Genomic DNA, 19,890 nt, shown 5'->3' with positions numbered 1-19,890 from the left:
GCGATCCATAGGTTCAGCGTTTGGCGATGATGTACACCGCGTGGACGATACCCGGGATGTAGCCGCACAGGGTCAGCAGAATGTTCAACCAGAACGCGCCGCCAAATCCCACTTGCAGAAACACGCCCAGTGGCGGCAACAGAATGGCGATGATGATGCGAATGAAATCCATAGAGCGGCTCCTTGGTCAGGTGGGCTGCGATCAGCCACACAACTAATCGACCAATGGCGCTCGCCGGGGTTCCGTGGTGCGATTCAAACAGTAGTATCGCGAAACATACACGGCGCCCTCGGATTTCTCGCAAGCAAGCTCGCGCCTACAAAGCCTGGAGAAAGCCGCACAAAAAAAACGCCCCATGCCAAAGGGATCAGGCATGGGGCGTTGCGTTAAACCGCGAGACGGTTCGGGAATTCGGGAGCGCGATCGACTCAGACGGCGATGCCTTTGCGGCATTGCAGTTGCGCGGTACGCACCCGGGAAAAGGCCCGCGCGAGGCGCAGGAGCATTTCGTCGATGTTGCCCTTGCTCACACTCAGGGCTGGGGTGAAGCGCAGGCAATCGGCGGTCGGAGCGCTGATCAGCAAGCCCTCGAACAACGCCGCCTTGACCACCGCTTCGGCGCAGTCATCGCTGAGGGTCAGGCCCCAGAGCAGCCCTTGACCACGCAGTTCGCCATGCCCATAACGATTAGCCAGGCGACTCAGGCCTTCGCGCAGGTGCTGGGCACTGTCGCGCAGGTGTTCGACGAAGCCGTGATCGAGCACGCTGTCGAGCACTGCCACGCCCGCCACGGCCATCAGGGCGTTGCCGTGAGGGCCGCCATCCAGATCGCCTGGTTCGAAACAACAGGCATTGCCACGGGCCAGCAAGGCCGCGACCGGCACGCCGCCACCGAGGCCGTTGCCCAGGGCTACGATGTCAGCTCGCACCCCGTAATACTGCTCAGCCAGGACATGCCCGCAACGGCCGACACCCGTCTGCACTTCGTCAAGAATCAACAGGATCCCCAACTCACGACACAAACGCTCGACACCCTTGAGGTAATGCTCGGTAGCGGGCACGACACCAGCGGCGGTCTGGATCGGCTCCAGCATGATCGCCACCGTTTGCGCGTCCACCGCCGCATGCAGCGCCGGCAAGTCATTGAAGGGCACGCAGTCAGAGGCCGGCAGGTGTTTAGCGTGACGGCTACCGCAGGCGGTAATGATTCGCGAGGCACCGCCACGATGCAACTGGCCCCATTTACGCGCCAGGTGCATCGCTGCTTCGCAGGCTTCACTGCCGGTGTTGAGCAGATAAACCTGATCGCTGCCAGTGCTGGTGCACAAGCGCTCGGCCAGGTTCAACTGACTGCGGTTGAGCAGTCCGCAGCCCGGATTGATCAAGGCCTGAGCCTGCCCCGCCAGAGCTTTGACCAAAACCGTCGGGCTGTGACCGAGGCTATTGGCGCCCCCACCCTGAGTGAAATCCAGATAGGCGCGGTCGTCGCTGTCCCACAGCCAGGAACCCTGGCCACGAATAAAGACTTGCGCAGCGTGCTCGACACTCGTCATCAGATACTCGCGCGAAGGACTATGGCTGGCGGCAGATTGAAAACCCTCGGCCGCCAGGTCATCGAGGCTTGGCGGCGAGCGACGCAGATTGAACAGGTTCATGCACTCAAGCCCTCCAGGGGCAGGCCGAGCAAGCGGGCCGACCAGTCCTCGACACGACCAGTGCGCAAGCGCTTGATCGCCATGTCACGCCAGCGCGAAGACAGCGCCGGACAATCGATCAGTTTTTTCAAGCCGCCATGCTCCAGCGGTTCGCGATAGAAACTTCGCAACGCCGCGGCCACGCTCAGGCCGGGATAACTGCGCTGGATCAGTTCAAAAGGTTGCTCGGCGCTGACGAAGCCAGGCTTGAGCACACGGTAGAACCAGCCACAACGCCCGGTGTCCTGGGCCAGTTGCGGCAGGATCGGCAGACCCCAGCGATGGCTCAGGCGATAGCACGGCGAGCGCGGCTGGCTCACCTGTAACAAGGCGCCGCCCCAGCGAAACAAATCGCCCAGGCACACATGCTCTTCGGTCAGGCCGTGGGTCGAAAGGTTTTCGCCGAACGCCGGGGCGCACCAATCGATCTGTGGATAACGTCTGCGCCAATAGGCGTAGTGCTCGGCCGGGTAGTGGTGCAGTGCGCGCTCAGGCCCGGTGTGAAAGCGCGGATCGCCGTGCTCGTCGCTGCCCAGGCCCTGTGGCCACAACCAGAGTCGATTGGCAATCAGCTGTTTGTCGGTATCGCTGATCAAACCCTGACCAAGATTTTTTGCCTTGCCTATGTAAACACCATCAACGTAAACGGTATTCATCGCCCTATCTGGACCTGTAAGCCTTGTGAATACGGTTAGACTAGACTTCTGCAAGGCACTGAGCCATTTCGATTTCCCAGCTTTATCGATAAGAAATACTTATGGATTTTAAACAACTGCGTTATTTCGTCGCGGTGTACGAAGAAGGCCATGTCGGGCGGGCCGCCGAACGCCTGTCGATCTCCCAGCCGGCGCTTTCGCAGCAGATCCGCCAACTGGAACAGAACCTCGACGTCAGTCTGTTCGAGCGCAGCAGCAAACGCCTGCTACCGACCCTGGCCGCGCACACCCTGTACAACCACGCCCTGCCCCTGCTTGACGGCTTGCAGCGGGCCCGCGAGGCGTTGGGCAATTTCAAGGGCCAAGCCCTGCGCACCCTGGCCATCGGCGTGCTGCAGACCGTGCATACCAGCCTGGTGCCGAAAATGCTCGAACGGGTGCGCACCGCGCAACCTCATCTGGTGGTGCAGATCTACGAATTGACCGGGCTGGAAATCGAAAGGCGCCTGCTCAACGGCTCGCTGGACATTGGCATCAGCTATCTGCCGCCGCGCCAGCCGGGTCTGCATGGGGTGTTGCTGTACGAAGATGAACTGACCCTGGTCATCCCCAACGACCATCCACTGCGGGAATTCAAGAAAGTCTCCATGAGTCAGGCGGCCGAACTGCCGATGCTGCTGTTGGGCGAAGAATTCCAGATCCGCCAGATCTGGCAGGGGCAACTGGCCAGCCTCGGACGCCGCCCGCAAGTGCAGGCCGAACTGAACAATATGGCGGGGATTCTCGACAGCTTGCCGCACACCCGGTTGGCAACCGTCCTACCCGGGCGTTCGCAACAGGAACACGCCAATCGGGCGCTGCTGTGGAAACCTTTGAGTGAGCCGCGAGTGCCGCTGAAGATCGGCCTGGTCTGTCGCGATGTGCAACGCCAGCAAGCGACGCTGGAGTTGTTACGCAATCTGCTGGAGGAGGTGATGCATGGCCCGGACGGGCGCTTGGCGAACCCTGGCGTGCTCGACGTACAGGGGTGAAAAACGAAGGCAACTTTTCTTGAGACCAAAGAAAACCCCGCCGAAGCGGGGCTTTGCAGACTGTTTCCCTGACATCCATTTCACTCCGCCGTCCTGGCAGAATCCTACGTGTCCGTGTTGTTGCTTTGCGCTTCCTGCGCGACGTCCATGTGAGCTAGATTAGCTTCGGATCCAATCTGCGAACAGGGGAGAACAGCAGCACGTCACGTAAGCAAATGCTTACATGCGGTTACATACCTCAGAATTGCCCTGCATCCAGCAGGTACAACGACTCGCTACCGGCCTTGACCGAGGCGCTCAGCGAGTGAATCCGTGGTAGCAGGCGGGCAAAGTAGAAGCGTGCGGTGCCCAGTTTGCTGGCATAGAAATCGTCCTCTGTCTCCTTTCCGAAAGCGGCCTTGGCCATCAGCGCCCACATGTAGGCATAAGCGACATAACCGAACACCTGCAAGTATTCGACCGAGGCCGCACCGATTTCGTTCGGGTTGTTTTTTACCCGATCCAGCAACCACGCCGTCAACTCGTCGAGAGTGTCCACTGCCGCGTTCAACGGCTGGATGAATTCGCTGAGGTCAGCATTGGCGGCTGCAGTGAAGTGACGGATTTCATCGGCAAACAACTTATAGAAAGCACCGCCGCTGCCGACCACCTTGCGCCCCACCAGGTCCAGCGCCTGAATACCGTTGGTGCCTTCGTAGATCTGGGTGATACGCACGTCGCGCACCAGTTGCTCCTGGCCCCACTCGCGGATGTAGCCATGGCCGCCGAACACTTGCTGGCCGTGCACCGTGGTTTCCAGGCCGAGGTCGGTGAGGAAAGCCTTAGCCACAGGCGTCAGCAACGCCACCAGGTCCTCGGCGCGCTTGCGGGTGGCCGCGTCTTCGCTGAACTTGGCGGTGTCGAGTTGCATGGCGACATAGGTGGAGAACGCGCGACCGCCTTCGTTCGAGGCTTTCATGGTCAACAGCATGCGGCGTACGTCCGGATGGACGATGATCGGGTCGGCGACCTTGTCCTTGTTCTGCGCGCCGGTTGGCGCACGGCTTTGCAGACGATCACGGGCGTACTCGACGGCGTTCTGGTACGACCGCTCGCCCGTAGCCAGGCCCTGAATGCCGACACCCAGGCGCTCGTAGTTCATCATGGTGAACATCGCCGCCAGCCCTTTGTTCGGCTCGCCGACCAGGTAACCAACGGCTTCGTCAAAGTTCATGACACAGGTGGCGGACGCCTGGATGCCCATCTTGTGTTCAATCGAACCGCAGTTGGCCGGGTTGCGCGCACCCAGGCTGCCATCGGCGTTGACCATGAATTTCGGCACCAGGAACAGCGAAATGCCTTTCGGCCCCGCCGGCGCATCCGGCAGTTTGGCCAACACCAGGTGAATGATGTTTTCGGTCAGGTCGTGCTCACCGCCGGTGATGAAAATCTTGGTGCCGCTGACCTTGTACGAACCATCGGCCTGCGGTTCGGCCTTGGTGCGGATGATCCCCAGGTCGGTACCGGCGTGGGGCTCGGTCAGGCACATGGAGCCGGCCCAGACTCCGGCGTACATGTTCGGCAGGTAAGCGGCTTTCAGCTCTTCGCTGGCGTGGGCATTGATCGACAGGCAAGCGCCGGCGGTGAGCATCGGATACAGGCCGAATGACAGGCTGGCGGAGTTGACCATTTCCTCGACTTGGGCCGAGACCGCCTTGGGCATGCCCATGCCACCGAAGGCAGGATCACCGCCGACGCCGACCCAACCACCTTCAGCATAAGTCTGATAGGCCTGTGGGAAACCGGCCGGAGTGGTCACGGCACCGTCGCTCCAGTGGCAACCTTCTTCGTCAGCAGAACGGCTCAGCGGCGCGATACTTTTGCTGGTGACTTTGCCGGCTTCCTCGAGGATCGCCTCGACGGTTTCAGCATCGACGGTGTCGGCCAGCGCCGGGAGTTCAGCCCACAGCTTGGCGACCTCGAACACTTCATTGAGGACGAAGCGCATATCGCGCAGGGGCGCTTTGTAGTCAGCCATGGCAAACCTCGCAAGAACATGAAAAGTGAGTCCCAGGATCGGGATTCAAACAAGTCCCCGAGTGTACCCGAACAACTTTTGCGACACATAGGGTCAACTCGTGACTTGTTTGTAATTTTTAGTCATCAACAAAAAAGCCGCCGCCCGCAGCAACGACTACCAGCATAGCGGCAGGTTTACTGCAGACGGCGGCCTTGGCGATTCGCCGCTGCTTTTAGAGCGCGAACAACTCGGCCGGCAACTTCATCAGGCAATCGCTGCCCGCCTCCACGGCGGCGCGATGGGTGGCAGTGCGCGGCAGCAGACGCTTGAAGTAGAACTCACAGGCGGCCAGCTTGCCCTGGCAAAGCTCTTCATCACCCTCGCCTTCCTGCAATTGCGCCTGGGCCACCAGGGCCATGCGCAACCACAGGTAAGCCAGGACGATGTAACCGCTGTACATCAGGTAATCCAGCGCGGCAGCACCGACCTCGTCGGGATTCTTCATCGCCGCCATGCCGACCTGCGTGGTCAACTCGCCCCACTGCCGATTGAGTCCATCGAGCTGTGCCACATATGCCTTGAGTTGTGGATGCTCGGCGTTGGCTTCGCAGAATTTGTGGACAATCTTAGTAAAGCCCCGCAGCAGCTTGCCCTGGCTGCCCAGCACTTTGCGCCCCAGCAGATCCAGTGCCTGAATGCCGTTGGTGCCCTCATAGATCGGTGCAATGCGGCAGTCGCGCACAAGCTGTTCCATGCCCCACTCGCGGATAAACCCGTGGCCGCCAAACACCTGCATGCCATGGTTGGTCACCTCCAGGCCGGTCTCGGTCATGAACGCTTTGCAGATCGGCGTGAGGAACGCCAACAGGTCCTCGGCGTCCTGGCGCTGGCCGGGGTCGGCCGACAGATGCGCGGCATCGAGCAGTTGTGCGGTGAAATAGGTCAGCGCCCGATTGCCTTCGTTGAAGGCTTTCATGGTCAACAGCATGCGTCGCACATCGGGGTGGACGATGATCGGATCGGCGGCCTTTTCCGGCGCCTTGGGTCCGGTCAACGCGCGCATCTGCAGGCGCTCGTTGGCGTATTTGATCGCCCCCTGGAAGCTCGCTTCACCCAGACACAAGCCCTGCATGCCGGTGCCGAGCCGAGCGTGGTTCATCATGGTGAACATGCAATTGAGGCCCTTGTTCGCCTCGCCAATCAGGAACCCGGTGGCGCCATCGAAGTTCAGCACGCAAGTGGCCGACGCCTTGATGCCCATCTTGTGTTCAATCGAGCCACAGGACACGCCGTTACGCACTCCGGCCTCACCCGCTGCATCGGGCAAAAACTTAGGCACGATAAACAGCGAGATGCCCTTGGTCCCGGCCGGTGCATCCGGCAACTTGGCCAGCACCAGATGAATGATGTTGTCGCTCATGTCGTGCTCGCCGGCAGAGATGAAAATCTTGCTGCCGGAGATCGCGTAACTGCCGTCGGCCTGTGGTACCGCGCGGGTTTTGATAATGCCCAGGTCGGTGCCGCAATGGGCCTCGGTCAGGCACATGGTGCCGGTCCATTGCCCGGCCGTGAGTTTGCTCAGGTAGATGCTTTTCTGCTGCTCGGTGCCGTGAGCGTGGATCGCCGACATCGCACCGTGGGTCAGCCCCGGGTACATGCCCCAGGAGGTGTTGCTGGAGCCGACCATTTCACTGATCACCAGCCCCAGCGAACTCGGCAAGCCCTGGCCGCCATAGACCGGATCCGCCGCCAGACCGTGCCAGCCACCTTCGACATACTGGGCGAAGGCCTGCTTGAAACCCTTGGGCGTGGTCACCACGCCATTGTCGAAATGACAGCCCTCTTCGTCACCCGAGCGATTCAACGGCGCCAGCACGTTTTCGCAGAACCGCGCGCCCTCCTCGAGAATCGCGCTGATCATGTCCGGGCTGGCGTCAACGGCGCCCAGCGCAGCGTAGTTGGCGTGGAAATCAAACACGTGGTCGATCAGAAAACGCATGTCACGCAGGGGAGCTTTGTACTCAGGCATGGTCATTCCTCAGTCAGCAGATCAGACCAAACTACTGCCCCGCATCACCCTGGACAATCACCGTGCAGACGCTGAATGCGTCATCATCACTCAATCCACAGCCTCGGCGCTGCGCACCGCGCCACGGCGGTTCTGACCGAAGGCCATGACACAATTTCGCCCCGCGCCCTTGGCACTGTAGAGCGCCTGGTCGGCGCTTTTCAGCACCTGGTCCGGCGTGCGCTGCTCGAGGCGTTCGGCCACGCCAATGCTGACCGTCACCGAGACCACCGAGGCGCTGGCACCGGAGCGCCGCTGGCGACCCTGCTGATCGTCCTTGGGGCGACTGTCCTGATTGCGCAGGTGCATCTGGTAGCTGGCAATCGACTCGCGGATTTCCTCCAGGTGCGGCAGGCATTCTTCGAGCGAACGCGCCGCGAACACCAGAGCAAACTCTCCCCCGCCATAACGATAGGCACGGCCGCCGCCACCAATTTTCGACAGCTTGCTGGCCACCAGGCGCAGGACCTGGTCACCGACGTCGTGGCCGTGGGTGTCGTTGAATTTCTTGAAGTGATCGACGTCGCTCATGGCCAATACATAGTTACGGCCCAGGCGCTGCAAACGTTCATTCAGCGCCCGCCGTCCGGGCAAGCCGGTCAGCTCATCGCGAAACGCCATCTGATAAGCCTCATGCGCAACCGCCGCAGCGATCATCAGCATCACCTGGCTGCACATGATGTTCAGGGTGAAGGGCAGGATGAAGGTCTTGGGCAGCATCCAGAACAACCCGAGCAAGCCCACCAGTTGCGCCGCGTGCAGCGGCCGTGGATGGCGCCAGTACTGGAATGCCAGCAACAGGAAGGCGGCGATGAACGCCGGATACGACAGCTGGATCAGACTCATCCAGGCACCGTGCAGCGCCGGCCAGCGGATTTCGGCGAGCCAGCTTTGCAGCGCCTGGGGATAACTTTGCTCCAACCCCAGAGCCACACCGCCGACGGCAAACAGCACGGCGAAACGCGCCACCATGTCCTGGAACAAGTGAGTGCGCTCCTGCCACGCAGCGAAAGTGCCGTACATCAAGGGCAAGAGCAGGCAGCAGAGATGAAACACCACCGCCGCATCCACCCGCACCTGACCGAAGTCACGGTAGTAATCGGTCTGGGTGTCGAGCAGGAAGTAGGCGATATACACCGTGACCATCAGGAACAACTCCCGCTGGCGCCGATACACCGCGCAGTAGGCACCGCCGAGCAACAGCACCAGGGTCGGCAGGACATTGAACAGCGACGTAAAGAATACGTTGAGGTCCCTGACGTAAGCCGCCGCCAGCCCCGCCAGCAGTAACAGCACCGAGGGCAGAAAGTGACTGAAACGTACAGCAGAGGAACGCGGCAAAGGTAAAGCTCCGGCCCGGCAAATCGAATAGTGGCATTATGCCGTCATTCTTGGCACGACAGTACATGAAAGTGATGTCACTTTTGTTTAGCGGCCGACCGAACCCGGGATTGAAGGGTTTTACCCGCAGATCTGTATCGCGTTATTTCAGGTAAAAAAAAGCCGCTGCTCCCGAAGAAGCAGCGGCTTGTCGAAGGACTGCGTAGGGCTTAGTAACCCAGGGCGAAGTCTTCTTCTTTCATGTCCATCAGGTTGTTGGCGCCCGACAGCATGGTTGCAACGTGAGTGCGGGTCCGCGGCAGGATGCGCTGGAAGTAGAAACGCGCAGTCTGCAACTTGGCGGTGTAGAACGCCTCATCGGTGGTGCCGGCAGCCAGTTTCTCGGCAGCCAGGCGCGCCATGTCGGCCCAGAAGTAAGCCAGGCAGGCATAACCGGAGTACATCAGGTAGTCCACGGAAGCCGCGCCGACTTCTTCGCGGTCCTTCATGGCGGCCATGCCGACCTTCATGGTCAACTCACCCCACTCCTTGTTCAGTGCTGCCAGTGGTGCGACGAACTCTTTGACTGCTTCGTTGCCTTCGTTGGTCTGGCAGAACTTGTGCACGATCTTGGTGAAGCCTTTGAGGGCTTCGCCTTGAGTCATCAGCACTTTACGGCCCAGCAGGTCGAGTGCCTGGATGCCAGTGGTGCCTTCGTACAGCATGGAAATACGGCTGTCGCGAACGTTCTGCTCCATGCCCCACTCGGCGATGAAACCGTGGCCACCATAGATCTGTACGCCGTGGTTGGCCGACTCGAAGCCGACTTCGGTCATGAAGGCCTTGGCGATCGGCGTCATGAAAGCCAGCAGGGCGTCGGCTTTCTTTTTCTCTTCTTCGTCGACACCGTATTTGACGATGTCCACTTGCTTGGCGGTGAAGTACACCATGGCGCGGTTGCCTTCGGCGAATGCCTTCATGGTCAACAACATGCGGCGTACATCAGGGTGCACGATGATCGGATCAGCAGCTTTGTCTGGCGCTTTCGGGCCAGTCAGGGAGCGCATTTGCAGGCGATCGCGAGCGTACTTCAGGCCGCCCTGGAAACCGATTTCGGCGTGGGCCAGGCCTTGCAACGCGGTGCCCAGGCGAGCGGTGTTCATGAAGGTGAACATGCAGTTCAGGCCTTTGTTCGCCGGGCCGATCAGGAAACCGGTGGCCTCGTCGAAGTTCATCACGCAGGTAGCGTTGCCGTGGATACCCATTTTGTGTTCCAGGGAACCACAGGACACCGCGTTGCGCGCACCCACGGTGCCGTCGGCGTTAGGCAGGAATTTCGGCACGATAAACAGCGAAATGCCTTTGGTGCCAGCCGGTGCATCCGGCAGGCGCGCCAGGACGATGTGGACGATGTTGTCGGCCATGTCGTGTTCACCGGCCGAGATGAAGATCTTGGTGCCGGAAACTTTGTAGGAACCGTCGGCCTGAGGTTCGGCCTTGGTGCGCAGCATGCCCAGGTCGGTGCCGCAGTGCGGTTCGGTCAGGCACATGGTGCCGGTCCATTCGCCGGACACCAGCTTGGTCAGGTAAGCCTCTTGCTGCTCTGGCGTACCGTGCTCGGAAATGGTGTTCATCGCGCCATGGGACAGGCCTGGGTACATGCCCCACGACCAGTTGGACTCGCCGACCATTTCACTGACTGCCAGACCCAGCGACTCCGGCAGGCCCTGACCGCCGTGCTCGACGTCATGCGCCAGGCTCGGCCAGCCGCCTTCTACGAATTGCTTGTAGGCTTCCTTGAAACCAGTCGGCGTCTTCACGCCCGACTCGCTCCAGGTGCAGCCTTCGGTGTCACCCACGCGGTTCAGCGGCGCCAGCACCTGCTCACAAAACTTGGCGCCTTCCTCGAGAATGGCGTTAACCATGTCCGGGGTAGCGTCCTGGCAAGCCGGAAGGCTCTGATAGTGCGCCTCGTAGCCGAGCAGCTCGTCACGAACGAAGCGAATATCACGCAAGGGGGCCTTGTAGTCAGGCATAGCGATAAACCTCTGCTGATGTAACCGGGAATGAACGACCGCGATGATTTGTTGTGACGGTCAAACAGTTGTTTGAAACATACGTTTACGCCGAAATCTTGTCAAGCGTCGATCTTTTGCCGTCTGTCATCCACTTCCTCAAATGCACGGGCACACAGCCGCGCAACCGCTGTAGATCGCGGCAGAGACTGTAGGAAAGATTAGTTGAACGCGAGGGAGACGCCCGAGCGACTGCCGGGAGAATGGCGTCGCCGGGTAGGGATCAGAAAGGAATCAAGCGTAGGTATCGATCAATGTGCCAAGCATTTCATCCGCGGCCTTGGCCACGTTGACGCCCAGTTCCACCTGCAATTTACCTTGGGCCATTTCCACGCGCTGGCTGGCGACGTCAGACTGCTGACTGCGGTCCACCCCACGCAGGCGGTCGACCTGGGCCTCCGAAGACTGGCTGCCGGCAGCCCGTTCAACGTAGGTGGTGGCGATCTGGCTGGCGGCCTGATCGACGCGGTTCTGGCCTGCGCTGATCGCGCTCAGGCCAGGGTAATAAGCCGTGCTTCCCGAAATGTCCATGGGATTACTCCATCTTCAAACCAACCATCATTGAAGCAGAGCCGGGCGGGAAACGCCCGACAAAAACACTAATGGCAAAGTGCCTTGCGATAGGCCGAAACTAGTCCAGCAGGTCCAGTTGCAGGTGTTGCGCTACCGCTTCTGCCGTCACTACCTTGAGCTTCGGCACCCGCCCCAGGCATGGCGCGGGCAGGCGCTCGGCTAGGGTGGCGAGGTTTTCTTCAAGCCGAGAAGTCTTCGCATCGATGATATTCGCCACCCAGCCCGCCAGTTGCAGGCCATCATTGGCAATCGCCTCGGCGGTCAGCAGGGCATGGCTGATGCAGCCCAGGCGCACCCCGACCACGAGGATCACCGGCAGGTCCAGAGCCATGGCCAGGTCCGACAAATTGTCCTGGCCAGCCAAGGGCACCCGCCAGCCTCCCGCGCCCTCGATCAGGGTGAAGTCGGCTTGTTTCTCGAGGATGTGCCGCATCGGCGCCTTCAGCGCCTGCACCGTCAATGCCACGCCTGCCTCGCGGGCTGCCAGGTGCGGAGCGATGGCCGGTTCGAAGGCCAACGGATTGACTTCGGCGTAGGTCAGCGGCAACGAGCATTCTGCCAGTAACGCCAAGGCATCGGCATTGCGCAGGCCTTTGGGGGTCACCTCGCAGCCGGAGGCCACCGGTTTGCCCGCCGCCGTGCTCAAGCCAGCCTGGCGTGCAGCGTGCAGCAAGCCGGCGGCGACGGTGGTTTTGCCGACATCGGTGTCGGTGCCGGTGATGAAATAGGCAGCGCTCATCGAGGTTTCTCCAGTACGGCGTAAACCACCTGATAGGTCGCGGGCAGTCCTTGCGCCTGACGAAAGTGCTCGTAGGCGCCAATCAAGCCACTGATCCGCGCCCTTCCGGTCAGTCCGCCCGGTCGCCCGGGATTGAGATTATGCGCGCCCAGGGCCTTGAGTTCATGGGTCAGGCTGCGCACATCGGGGTAGTGCAGCACATGTGGGCAACTTTGCAGGCTCAGCAGGCTAAAACTGCTGTCGGCACACATTTGCTGATAGCGACTGAACTCACGGAAACGGTTGACGTGGACCATGCCATCCACCTGACGCCAGCTGTCGCGCAATTCGTACAAGGTGCCGACACACAGGCTGGCAAAGGCCAACACACCGCCCGGCTTGAGCACCCGATACGCCTCGTTCAGCACCGCCGCGAAATCGGCGCACCACTGCACCGCCAGGCTGGAGAACACGAGGTCGCAACTGGCGTCCTGCAGGGGCAGGCGCTCGGCATCGCCAGCAATGAAATACTGCGCGCCACCCAGCGGCCGGGCGTGATTGAGCATGCCTTCGGCGATGTCCAGCGCCAGCCCTTCTCCCAGGCTGAAGCGCTCGGCCAGTGCGCGGCTGAAGTAACCGGTGCCGCAGCCCAGGTCCAACCACCGCTGCGGAGCGTGATCGGTGGGCAGGCGCCTGAGCAATTCACTGCCAACGTCGCGCTGCAACTCGGCGACGCTGTCATAACTGGCCGCGGCGCGGGAAAAGGACGCAGCCACCTGACGTTTGTCGGGCAGGCCACCGGGCAGTTTGGGGAAAGCCAAATCAGTCATCACCGCTCTCATGCAAAAAGGCCAGGATCGCCCCCGCCACTCCGTGGGGATCCTCCAGAAGGAACGCGTGACTGGCCTGTTCAATCAGACCAATTTCGACATCCGGAAGTAGCGCCAACAACGCGCTGGCCGCCTCGGCCGGGACCAGCCCATCGAGCCCGGCAAACAGATGCAACTGCGGCCCGCGAAAGGCCTGCAGCGCCTTACGCGTGTCCAGTTGCGCCAACAACTCCAGCCCGGCCATCAACACCGTGCCCGAGGTGCTCGGTGCGCCGCCCGACAGCAGCCGCGACAGACCGCGAGGATCTTCGGCGCCCTGGACACACAGCAGGCTGAAGCGCTTGAGGGTGCTGCGCGGATCGGCGCTGCAGCCAGCGAGAAACTGATCGAAGGTTTCACCGGGCATCGCGGTCGGCCATCGCTCATGGGCGACAAACGCCGGATTGCTCGCCAGGGTCAGCAGGCCGCAACAGCGGTCGCCACGGCGCGCCGCCAACTCACTGGCGAGCATGCCGCCCAGCGACCAGCCACCCAGCCAGGCATCCTGTGGCACGCTGGCATCGAGTTCCTCCAGCCATTCCTCAAGATCGCTGGCGTCCAGCTCCGGCAGCGGCTCAATCTCCACTCGCAGGTGTTCGTCCAATCCCTGCAGGGCAGCCGCCAGCGGCTCCATCGGGGAGATACCGAGGCCCCAACCGGGCAACAGAATCAGTCGATCACGCATAGTCCGAGGTCGCTCCCAGTTGCTCAACACAATCGGCAAGACCTTGTAACAATAGCTCGACCTGGGCTTCGCTGTGGGCGGCGGTCAGGGTCACGCGCAAGCGCGCACTGCCGGCGGGCACGGTCGGTGGACGAATTGCCGTGACCAGCAATCCGCGTTGACGCAGCAGTTGCGAAAAAAGCATCGCCCGTCCGGCATCACCAATCATGATCGGCTGGATCGGCGTCGCACTGTCCATCAGTTGCAATCCGATCTGCTCGGCACCCCGGCGGAACTGTTTGATCAATACCTGCAGATGCTCACGCCGCCAATGCTCGCTGCGCAGAAGCTCGAGGCTCTTGAGGGTCGCGCAGGCCAGCGCCGGCGGCTGACTGGTGGTGTAGATGTAGGGCCGGGCGAACTGGATCAGACTTTCGATCAGCTCTTCACTGCCCGCGACAAACGCACCCGCCGTGCCGAACGCCTTGCCGAGGGTACCGACCAGCACCGGCACATCCTCCTGGCTCAAGCCGAAATGCTCGACAATGCCGCCGCCATTGGCACCCAAAGGACCAAAACCGTGGGCGTCGTCGACCATCAGCCACGCGCCCTTGGCCCGGGTTTCTCGGACCAGCGCTGGCAGATCGGCAATATCGCCATCCATGCTGAACACGCCATCGGTGACCACCAGGGTGTTGCCGGTGGCCTTTTCCAGGCGTTTGGCCAGGCTGTCGGCGTCGTTGTGCAGATAGCGGTTGAAACGCGCACCAGACAACAGTCCCGCGTCCAGCAGCGAGGCATGGTTGAGGCGATCCTCCAGCACCGTATCGCCCTGTCCCACCAACGCGGTGACCGCGCCGAGGTTGGCCATGTAACCGGTGGTAAACAGCAGCGCCCGCGGACGTCCGGTCAAATCGGCCAAGGCTTCTTCGAGGGCGTGATGCGGGGTGCTGTGACCGATCACCAGATGCGACGCGCCGCCGCCCACGCCCCAGCGTTCGGCTCCGGCACGCCAGGCTTCGATCACCTGCGGGTGATTGGCCAGGCCCAGGTAGTCGTTGTTGCAGAAGGCCAACAAAGGCTGGCCATCGACCACTACCTGCGGCCCCTGGGGGGATTCAAGCAGTGGACGCTGGCGATAAAGATTGTCCGCGCGACGGGCAGCCAGGCGTGCGGCGAGATCGAAAGACATGCAGGCCTCGACAGTTGAATCACATGAATCAGAACGGACGCAGCCCCTGTAGGAGCGAGCCTGCTCGCGATGGCAATGGATCAGCCGACATCTTTTTTGAATGTCAGTCCGCAATCGCGAGCAGGCTCGCTCCTACAAGGGGTCGGTCAGGCCCGGTCAAACCGCAGCGTTATAAAACTGCTCGCTGCTCTTCTGCTCCACCAGCGCCTGTTCGATGGCCGCCTGGTGCACCTCGTCGGCGTGCTCTTCGCGGGCTTCGGGGAGGATGCCCAGGCGTGAGAACAGTTGCATGTCCTTGTCGGCTTGCGGGTTGGCGGTGGTCAGCAATTTGTCGCCGTAGAAAATCGAGTTGGCGCCGGCAAGGAATGCCAGGGCCTGCATCTGCTCGTTCATCGCTTCACGACCGGCCGACAACCGCACATGGGATTGCGGCATCAGGATGCGGGCCACGGCGAGCATGCGAATGAAATCGAACGGGTCGACGTCGTCCGCGTTTTCCAGCGGCGTACCGGCCACCTTCACCAACATGTTGATCGGCACCGACTCCGGATGCTCAGGCAGGTTGGCCAACTGGATCAGCAGATTGGCGCGGTCATCCAGCGACTCGCCCATGCCGAGAATCCCGCCGGAGCAGATCTTCATCCCCGAATCACGCACGTACGCCAGGGTTTGCAGGCGCTCGCTGTAGGTACGGGTGGTGATGATGCTGGTGTAGAAATCCGGCGAGGTGTCGAGGTTGTGGTTGTAGTAGTCGAGACCGGCCTTGGCAAGGGCAGCGGTCTGCTCCTGATCGAGACGGCCGAGGGTCATGCAGGTTTCCAGGCCCATGGCCTTGACGCCTTCGACCATTTTCAACACGTACGGCATGTCCTTGGCCGACGGATGCTTCCACGCCGCACCCATGCAGAAACGGGTAGAGCCAATGGCCTTGGCGCGAGCGGCCTCTTCGAGGACCTTCTGCACTTCCATCAGTTTTTCTTTTTCCAGGCCGGTGTTGTAGTGACCGGACTGCGGACAGTATTTGCAATCTTCCGGGCAGGCACCGGTCTTGATCGACAACAGGGTCGAAACCTGGACGCGGTTGGCATCGAAATGCGCGCGGTGCACCGTCTGCGCCTGGAACAACAAGTCATTGAAAGGCTGAACGAACAGCGCTTTGACTTCGGCCAAGGACCAATCGTGACGCAATTTGGCGGTGATGCTGGCGCTCATCGGTTCATTTCCTTTCTTATGCTTGATGCTTGAAACGTGTCCGGGCAACAAGACGAAACCCACAGACACAACACGGATGTTTCAGCATATTTAAGGAAGAGTCATGCACTGTCAACCTCATCACAAAGGACAGGTTTACATCTGGCTAAAAAACAATCAGCTCTGTTTGCTATGCGGCGAAGCTTCCGACACCCAACTTCCCATTTGTACGCCGTGCGAAAGCGAATTGCCTTGGCTGGGCGACGCCTGCCAAATCTGTGCCCTGCCCTTGCCGATAAATGGCCTCACCTGCGGCCAATGCCTAAAGGTCCCGCCGGCCTTTACCCAGGTCGTGGCACCCTGGACTTACGGGTTTCCCATCGACAGCCTGATCACCCGCTTCAAGCACTCCGCCAACTGGCCCTATGGCCACCTGTTGGCCGAACTTTTCGTTCAATCACTGCATTTTCGCTTCTCTGAGGATCTACCACGTCCTTGCGCGCTGATCCCCGTGCCGCTGTCACGCAAGCGCTTGCGTCGACGAGGGTTCAACCAGGCCGCGATGCTGGCTCGATGGCTCAGTGACAACCTTGAGATCGCCTGTGATGAGCAACTGGTCATTCGCACCCAGGACACCAGCGCCCAGCAGGACCTGAACGCCAAGGCCCGCCAGCACAACTTGCGCAGAGCCTTTGCCCTGCACCCGCAGGCGACGATTCGCGGGCGACACCTGGCGTTGGTCGACGACGTCCTGACCACAGGCGCCACCGCACGCACTCTGGCGCGGTTATTGATGGACGCCGGCGCCAGCCGGGTCGATGTGTATTGCCTGGCGCGCACCGCGAAACCCGGCGATCCGGCTTGACGGCGAGGCGTCGAGCGGCCAACGTCCTGTCTTATTACCCGCGCCCGTAGTCCAATTCATGTCCCTACCCAGCTTGTTGTCCCAACACATCGTCCGTCGCCCGCAACGCATAGCGCTGCTGCAGCACATTGCTGAACAGGGTTCGATCACCCGCGCCGCGAAAAGCGCCGGGCTCAGCTATAAGGCGGCGTGGGATGCCATCGATGAAATGAACAACCTGGCGCAAAAGCCACTGGTGGAGCGCAGCGTCGGCGGCAAGGGCGGCGGCGGTGCGCGACTTTCCCGTGAAGGTGAGCGAGTGCTGCGCCTGTACCAGCGCTTGCAAACCTTGCAGGCGCAAGTTCTGGAAGCCGCCGAAGATGCCAGCGATCTCGACCTGCTCGGACGCCTGATGCTGCGCACCAGCGCGCGCAACCAGTTGCACGGCACCGTCGCGGGCATCGAGGCCCAAGGCCGCAACGACCTGATCACCTTGATCCTGGCCGAAGGTCTGACATTGCATGCACAAATTACCCACGACAGCACCCAGCGCCTGGACCTGCAAACCGGCACCGAAGTGGTGGCGCTGATCAAGGCCGGCTGGCTGGAGTTGCTGCCCCTCGACCAAGCGCCAACCCCGGGCTACAACCACTTGACCGGGACGCTTGAACAAATCCTCGACGCAGACGATGGCCCCAGCGAAGTGCGCATCAGCCTGGCTAACGGCCAGACCCTCTGCGCGCTGGCCGAGCCCATGTACCTGCGCACCAAGGGTCTTTTGCCCGGCCAACCGGTGCAGGTGCAATTCTCGCCGTCCAATGTGCTGATCGGCACGCCGCTCTAACGGGCCGACTGAAACAATTACGTCATGATTCGACATTAAGGTGACTGCCAAAACCAGCAGGGAGCCTGATGTGAGCCTATTAGAAGAAAACCAAGCCACCGACCTCGAACAGATCGTTGGCCTCAGCCGCCGCGGCTTTATCAGTGCCGGCGCACTCAGTGCAGCGGCCTTGTTCCTGGGCGGCAACCTGCTCAGTCGCAGCGTATTGGCTGCCAGCGTCAGCGCCGCTTCGAGCAAACTGCTCGGCTTTGAAAGCATTGCCGCCGCCACCAGCGACACCCTCAGCCTGCCGACCGGCTACACCGCCTCGGTGCTGATCAGCTGGGGCCAGCCCCTGCAGAAAGACGGCCCTGCGTTCGACCCTTCGGGCAACGGCACGGCGCTGCAGCAGGAAGTCCAGTTCGGCGACAACAATGACGGCATGAGCCTGTTCCCGTTTCCCGGTGACGACAACCGTGCGCTGATGGCCATCAACAACGAATACACCAACTACCGCTACCTCTACCCCCATGGCGGCATGCCGCAGTCGGCGGAAGAAGTGCACAAGGCCCAGGCGTGCGAAGGGGTGTCGGTGATCGAAGTGCAGCGCAAGGACGGCCAGTGGCACTTCGTCCAGGGCTCGCGCTACAACCGCCGCATCCACGGCAATGCGCCGATCCGCGTCGGTGGTCCGGCCGCCGGTCACGCGCTGCTCAAGACCGCTGCCGACCCCAAGGGTGAACGGGTACTGGGCACGTTCCAGAACTGCGCCAACGGCAAGACCCCGTGGGGCACTTATCTGACGTGCGAAGAGAATTTCACCGACTGTTTCGGCAGCAGCAACCCGGAGCAGAAGTTCGACGCCGCGCAAAAACGCTACGGCGTGGTGGCCGCCAGCAAGGAAATCAACTGGCACCCTCACGACCCGCGCTTTGACATGGCAAAGAACCCCAACGAACTCAACCGCCATGGCTGGGTGGTGGAAATCGATCCGTTCGACCCGCAATCGACGCCGGTCAAGCGCACCGCCCTGGGCCGTTTCAAGCACGAAAACGCCGCCCTTGCCGAAACCCATGACGGCCGCGCCGTGGTCTACATGGGCGACGACGAACGCGGTGAGTTCATCTACAAGTTCGTCAGCCGCGACAAGATCGACCACAAGAACCCCAAGGCCAATCACAATCTGCTCGACCACGGCACCCTGTACGTCGCCCGCTTCGACGCTGGCGACAGCAATCCTGATCGCCCCAAGGGCCAGGGCCAGTGGATCGAGTTGAGCCATGGCAAAAACGGCATCGACGCCAGCAGCGGTTTCGCCGACCAGGCCGAAGTGCTGATTCATGCGCGACTGGCGGCCACTGTGGTCGGCGCCACGCGCATGGACCGCCCGGAATGGATTGTTGTCAGCCCTACCGATGGCCAGGTCTATTGCACCCTGACCAACAACGTCAAACGTGGCGAAGACGGGCAGCCGGTGGGCGGCCCCAACCCACGGGAGAAGAACGTCTACGGGCAGATTCTGCGCTGGCACACCGCTGGCGACGATCATGCATCCATGACCTTCGCCTGGGACCTGTTCGTGGTCGCCGGCAACCCGACGGTGCATGCGGGCACGGCCAAGGCGGGCTCCGCGAACATCACTCCGCAGAATTTGTTCAACAGTCCTGATGGCCTGGGTTTCGACAAGGCCGGGCGCCTGTGGATCCTCACTGATGGCGACTCCAGCAACAGCGGCGACTTCGCCGGCATGGGCAACAACCAGATGCTCTGCGCCGACCCGGCCAGCGGTGAAATCCGCCGTTTCATGGTCGGTCCGGTCGGCTGTGAAGTGACCGGGATCAGCTTCTCTCCTGACCAGAAAACCCTGTTCGTCGGGATTCAGCATCCTGGTGAAAACGGCGGTTCGACCTTCCCCGAGCATTTACCCAATGGCAAGCCGCGCTCGTCGGTGATGGCGATTCGGCGTGAAGATGGCGGGATCGTCGGCGCCTGATCGCGCCATCATCGTAGGAACGCCGCCCGGGGCTTGCCCGCGATGGCCCAGGCACTGATATCGCAAGGTTCAAGGCCGCCATCGCGAGCAGGCCGCAAGCGGGCGCTCGTTCCTACAACCGCATTGTCTGCGCTACCATGTCTGGCCGGACGCAGCAGCCTGCTGCGCGCAGGAGTCAG

17 protein-coding genes are annotated in these 19,890 nt (G+C 61.4%); 4 read left to right on the top strand and 13 right to left on the bottom strand.

The window, feature by feature from the left end; translation table 11 throughout:
• Positions 1-13: 13 nt before the first annotated feature.
• The 3 genes from NR126_RS22790 to NR126_RS22780 all read right to left on the bottom strand — a co-directional run bounded on the left by NR126_RS22790 (position 14) and on the right by NR126_RS22780 (position 2,351).
• Positions 14-172, bottom strand: a complete 159-nt coding sequence (locus NR126_RS22790) for a YqaE/Pmp3 family membrane protein (protein ID WP_003228885.1) — start codon at positions 170-172, stop codon at positions 14-16.
• A gap of 257 nt (positions 173-429) precedes the next feature.
• Positions 430-1,656, bottom strand: a complete 1,227-nt coding sequence (locus NR126_RS22785) for an aspartate aminotransferase family protein (protein WP_027617144.1) — start codon at positions 1,654-1,656, stop codon at positions 430-432.
• Positions 1,653-2,351 carry an MOSC domain-containing protein gene (locus tag NR126_RS22780; protein WP_027617143.1) on the bottom strand — a complete coding sequence of 233 codons (699 nt, stop codon included), beginning with the start codon at positions 2,349-2,351 and terminating at the stop codon, positions 1,653-1,655. Before NR126_RS22780 ends, NR126_RS22785 begins: the two co-directional genes overlap by 4 nt.
• Positions 2,352-2,452: 101 nt before the next feature.
• On the opposite strand from NR126_RS22780, the gene NR126_RS22775 reads away from it, so the two are divergent.
• A complete protein-coding gene (locus tag NR126_RS22775; RefSeq protein WP_027617142.1) occupies positions 2,453-3,382 on the top strand; it encodes a LysR family transcriptional regulator in 930 nt (309 codons plus the stop codon).
• A gap of 238 nt (positions 3,383-3,620) precedes the next feature.
• Here NR126_RS22775 and NR126_RS22770 read toward each other — a convergent pair whose 3' ends face one another.
• From NR126_RS22770 to bioB, 10 genes are all read right to left on the bottom strand, one after another.
• Complete coding sequence (locus tag NR126_RS22770) at positions 3,621-5,399, bottom strand: acyl-CoA dehydrogenase C-terminal domain-containing protein (RefSeq protein WP_256831604.1); 1,779 nt, start codon at positions 5,397-5,399, stop codon at positions 3,621-3,623.
• 214 nt (positions 5,400-5,613) lie between these two features.
• The gene (locus NR126_RS22765) at positions 5,614-7,410 is read right to left on the bottom strand and encodes an acyl-CoA dehydrogenase C-terminal domain-containing protein (protein ID WP_256831603.1); all 1,797 of its coding nucleotides are present in this window, start codon (positions 7,408-7,410) and stop codon (positions 5,614-5,616) included.
• A 90-nt stretch (positions 7,411-7,500) separates the two neighbouring features.
• Positions 7,501-8,790, bottom strand: coding sequence for a GGDEF domain-containing protein (locus NR126_RS22760; protein ID WP_256831602.1), 1,290 nt, complete (start codon positions 8,788-8,790; stop codon positions 7,501-7,503).
• A 209-nt stretch (positions 8,791-8,999) separates the two neighbouring features.
• Positions 9,000-10,805: a phenylacyl-CoA dehydrogenase gene (locus NR126_RS22755; RefSeq protein WP_105755176.1), complete on the bottom strand. Its 1,806-nt coding sequence runs from the start codon at positions 10,803-10,805 to the stop codon at positions 9,000-9,002.
• 273 nt (positions 10,806-11,078) lie between these two features.
• Positions 11,079-11,375 carry a hypothetical protein gene (locus tag NR126_RS22750; RefSeq protein WP_027617137.1) on the bottom strand — a complete coding sequence of 99 codons (297 nt, stop codon included), beginning with the start codon at positions 11,373-11,375 and terminating at the stop codon, positions 11,079-11,081.
• 100 nt (positions 11,376-11,475) lie between these two features.
• Positions 11,476-12,156: a dethiobiotin synthase gene (bioD, locus tag NR126_RS22745; protein WP_027617136.1), complete on the bottom strand. Its 681-nt coding sequence runs from the start codon at positions 12,154-12,156 to the stop codon at positions 11,476-11,478.
• Positions 12,153-12,965 (bottom strand): malonyl-ACP O-methyltransferase BioC, encoded by an 813-nt coding sequence (bioC, locus tag NR126_RS22740; protein WP_256831600.1) that lies wholly within the window; start codon positions 12,963-12,965, stop codon positions 12,153-12,155. The genes bioD and bioC overlap by 4 nt, the downstream gene beginning before the upstream one ends.
• Positions 12,958-13,689, bottom strand: coding sequence for an alpha/beta fold hydrolase (locus tag NR126_RS22735; protein WP_256831599.1), 732 nt, complete (start codon positions 13,687-13,689; stop codon positions 12,958-12,960). The genes bioC and NR126_RS22735 overlap by 8 nt, the downstream gene beginning before the upstream one ends.
• Positions 13,682-14,860 carry an 8-amino-7-oxononanoate synthase gene (gene bioF / locus NR126_RS22730; RefSeq protein ID WP_256831598.1) on the bottom strand — a complete coding sequence of 393 codons (1,179 nt, stop codon included), beginning with the start codon at positions 14,858-14,860 and terminating at the stop codon, positions 13,682-13,684. Before bioF ends, NR126_RS22735 begins: the two co-directional genes overlap by 8 nt.
• Before the next feature lie 156 nt (positions 14,861-15,016).
• On the bottom strand, positions 15,017-16,072 hold the full coding sequence (gene bioB / locus NR126_RS22725; protein ID WP_027617132.1) for a biotin synthase BioB: 1,056 nt from the start codon (positions 16,070-16,072) through the stop codon (positions 15,017-15,019).
• 103 nt (positions 16,073-16,175) lie between these two features.
• Here bioB and NR126_RS22720 point away from each other — a divergent pair, with 103 nt between their 5' ends.
• The 3 genes from NR126_RS22720 (at position 16,176) to NR126_RS22710 (ending at position 19,711) form a co-directional block, all read left to right on the top strand.
• A complete protein-coding gene (locus NR126_RS22720) occupies positions 16,176-16,916 on the top strand; it encodes a ComF family protein (RefSeq protein ID WP_256831597.1) in 741 nt (246 codons plus the stop codon).
• A 58-nt stretch (positions 16,917-16,974) separates the two neighbouring features.
• A complete protein-coding gene (locus tag NR126_RS22715) occupies positions 16,975-17,739 on the top strand; it encodes a TOBE domain-containing protein (RefSeq protein WP_256831596.1) in 765 nt (254 codons plus the stop codon).
• Positions 17,740-17,809: 70 nt separating this feature from the next.
• A complete protein-coding gene (locus tag NR126_RS22710) occupies positions 17,810-19,711 on the top strand; it encodes a PhoX family phosphatase (RefSeq protein WP_256831593.1) in 1,902 nt (633 codons plus the stop codon).
• The last annotated feature ends 179 nt before the right edge of the window (positions 19,712-19,890 follow it).

It is taken from the genome of Pseudomonas sp. Pse1, from assembly GCF_024519635.1.
Taxonomy (GTDB): domain Bacteria; phylum Pseudomonadota; class Gammaproteobacteria; order Pseudomonadales; family Pseudomonadaceae; genus Aquipseudomonas.
The sequence above is the reverse complement of the archived record's forward strand: the minus strand, read 5'-3'. Positions and strand labels throughout refer to the sequence as shown.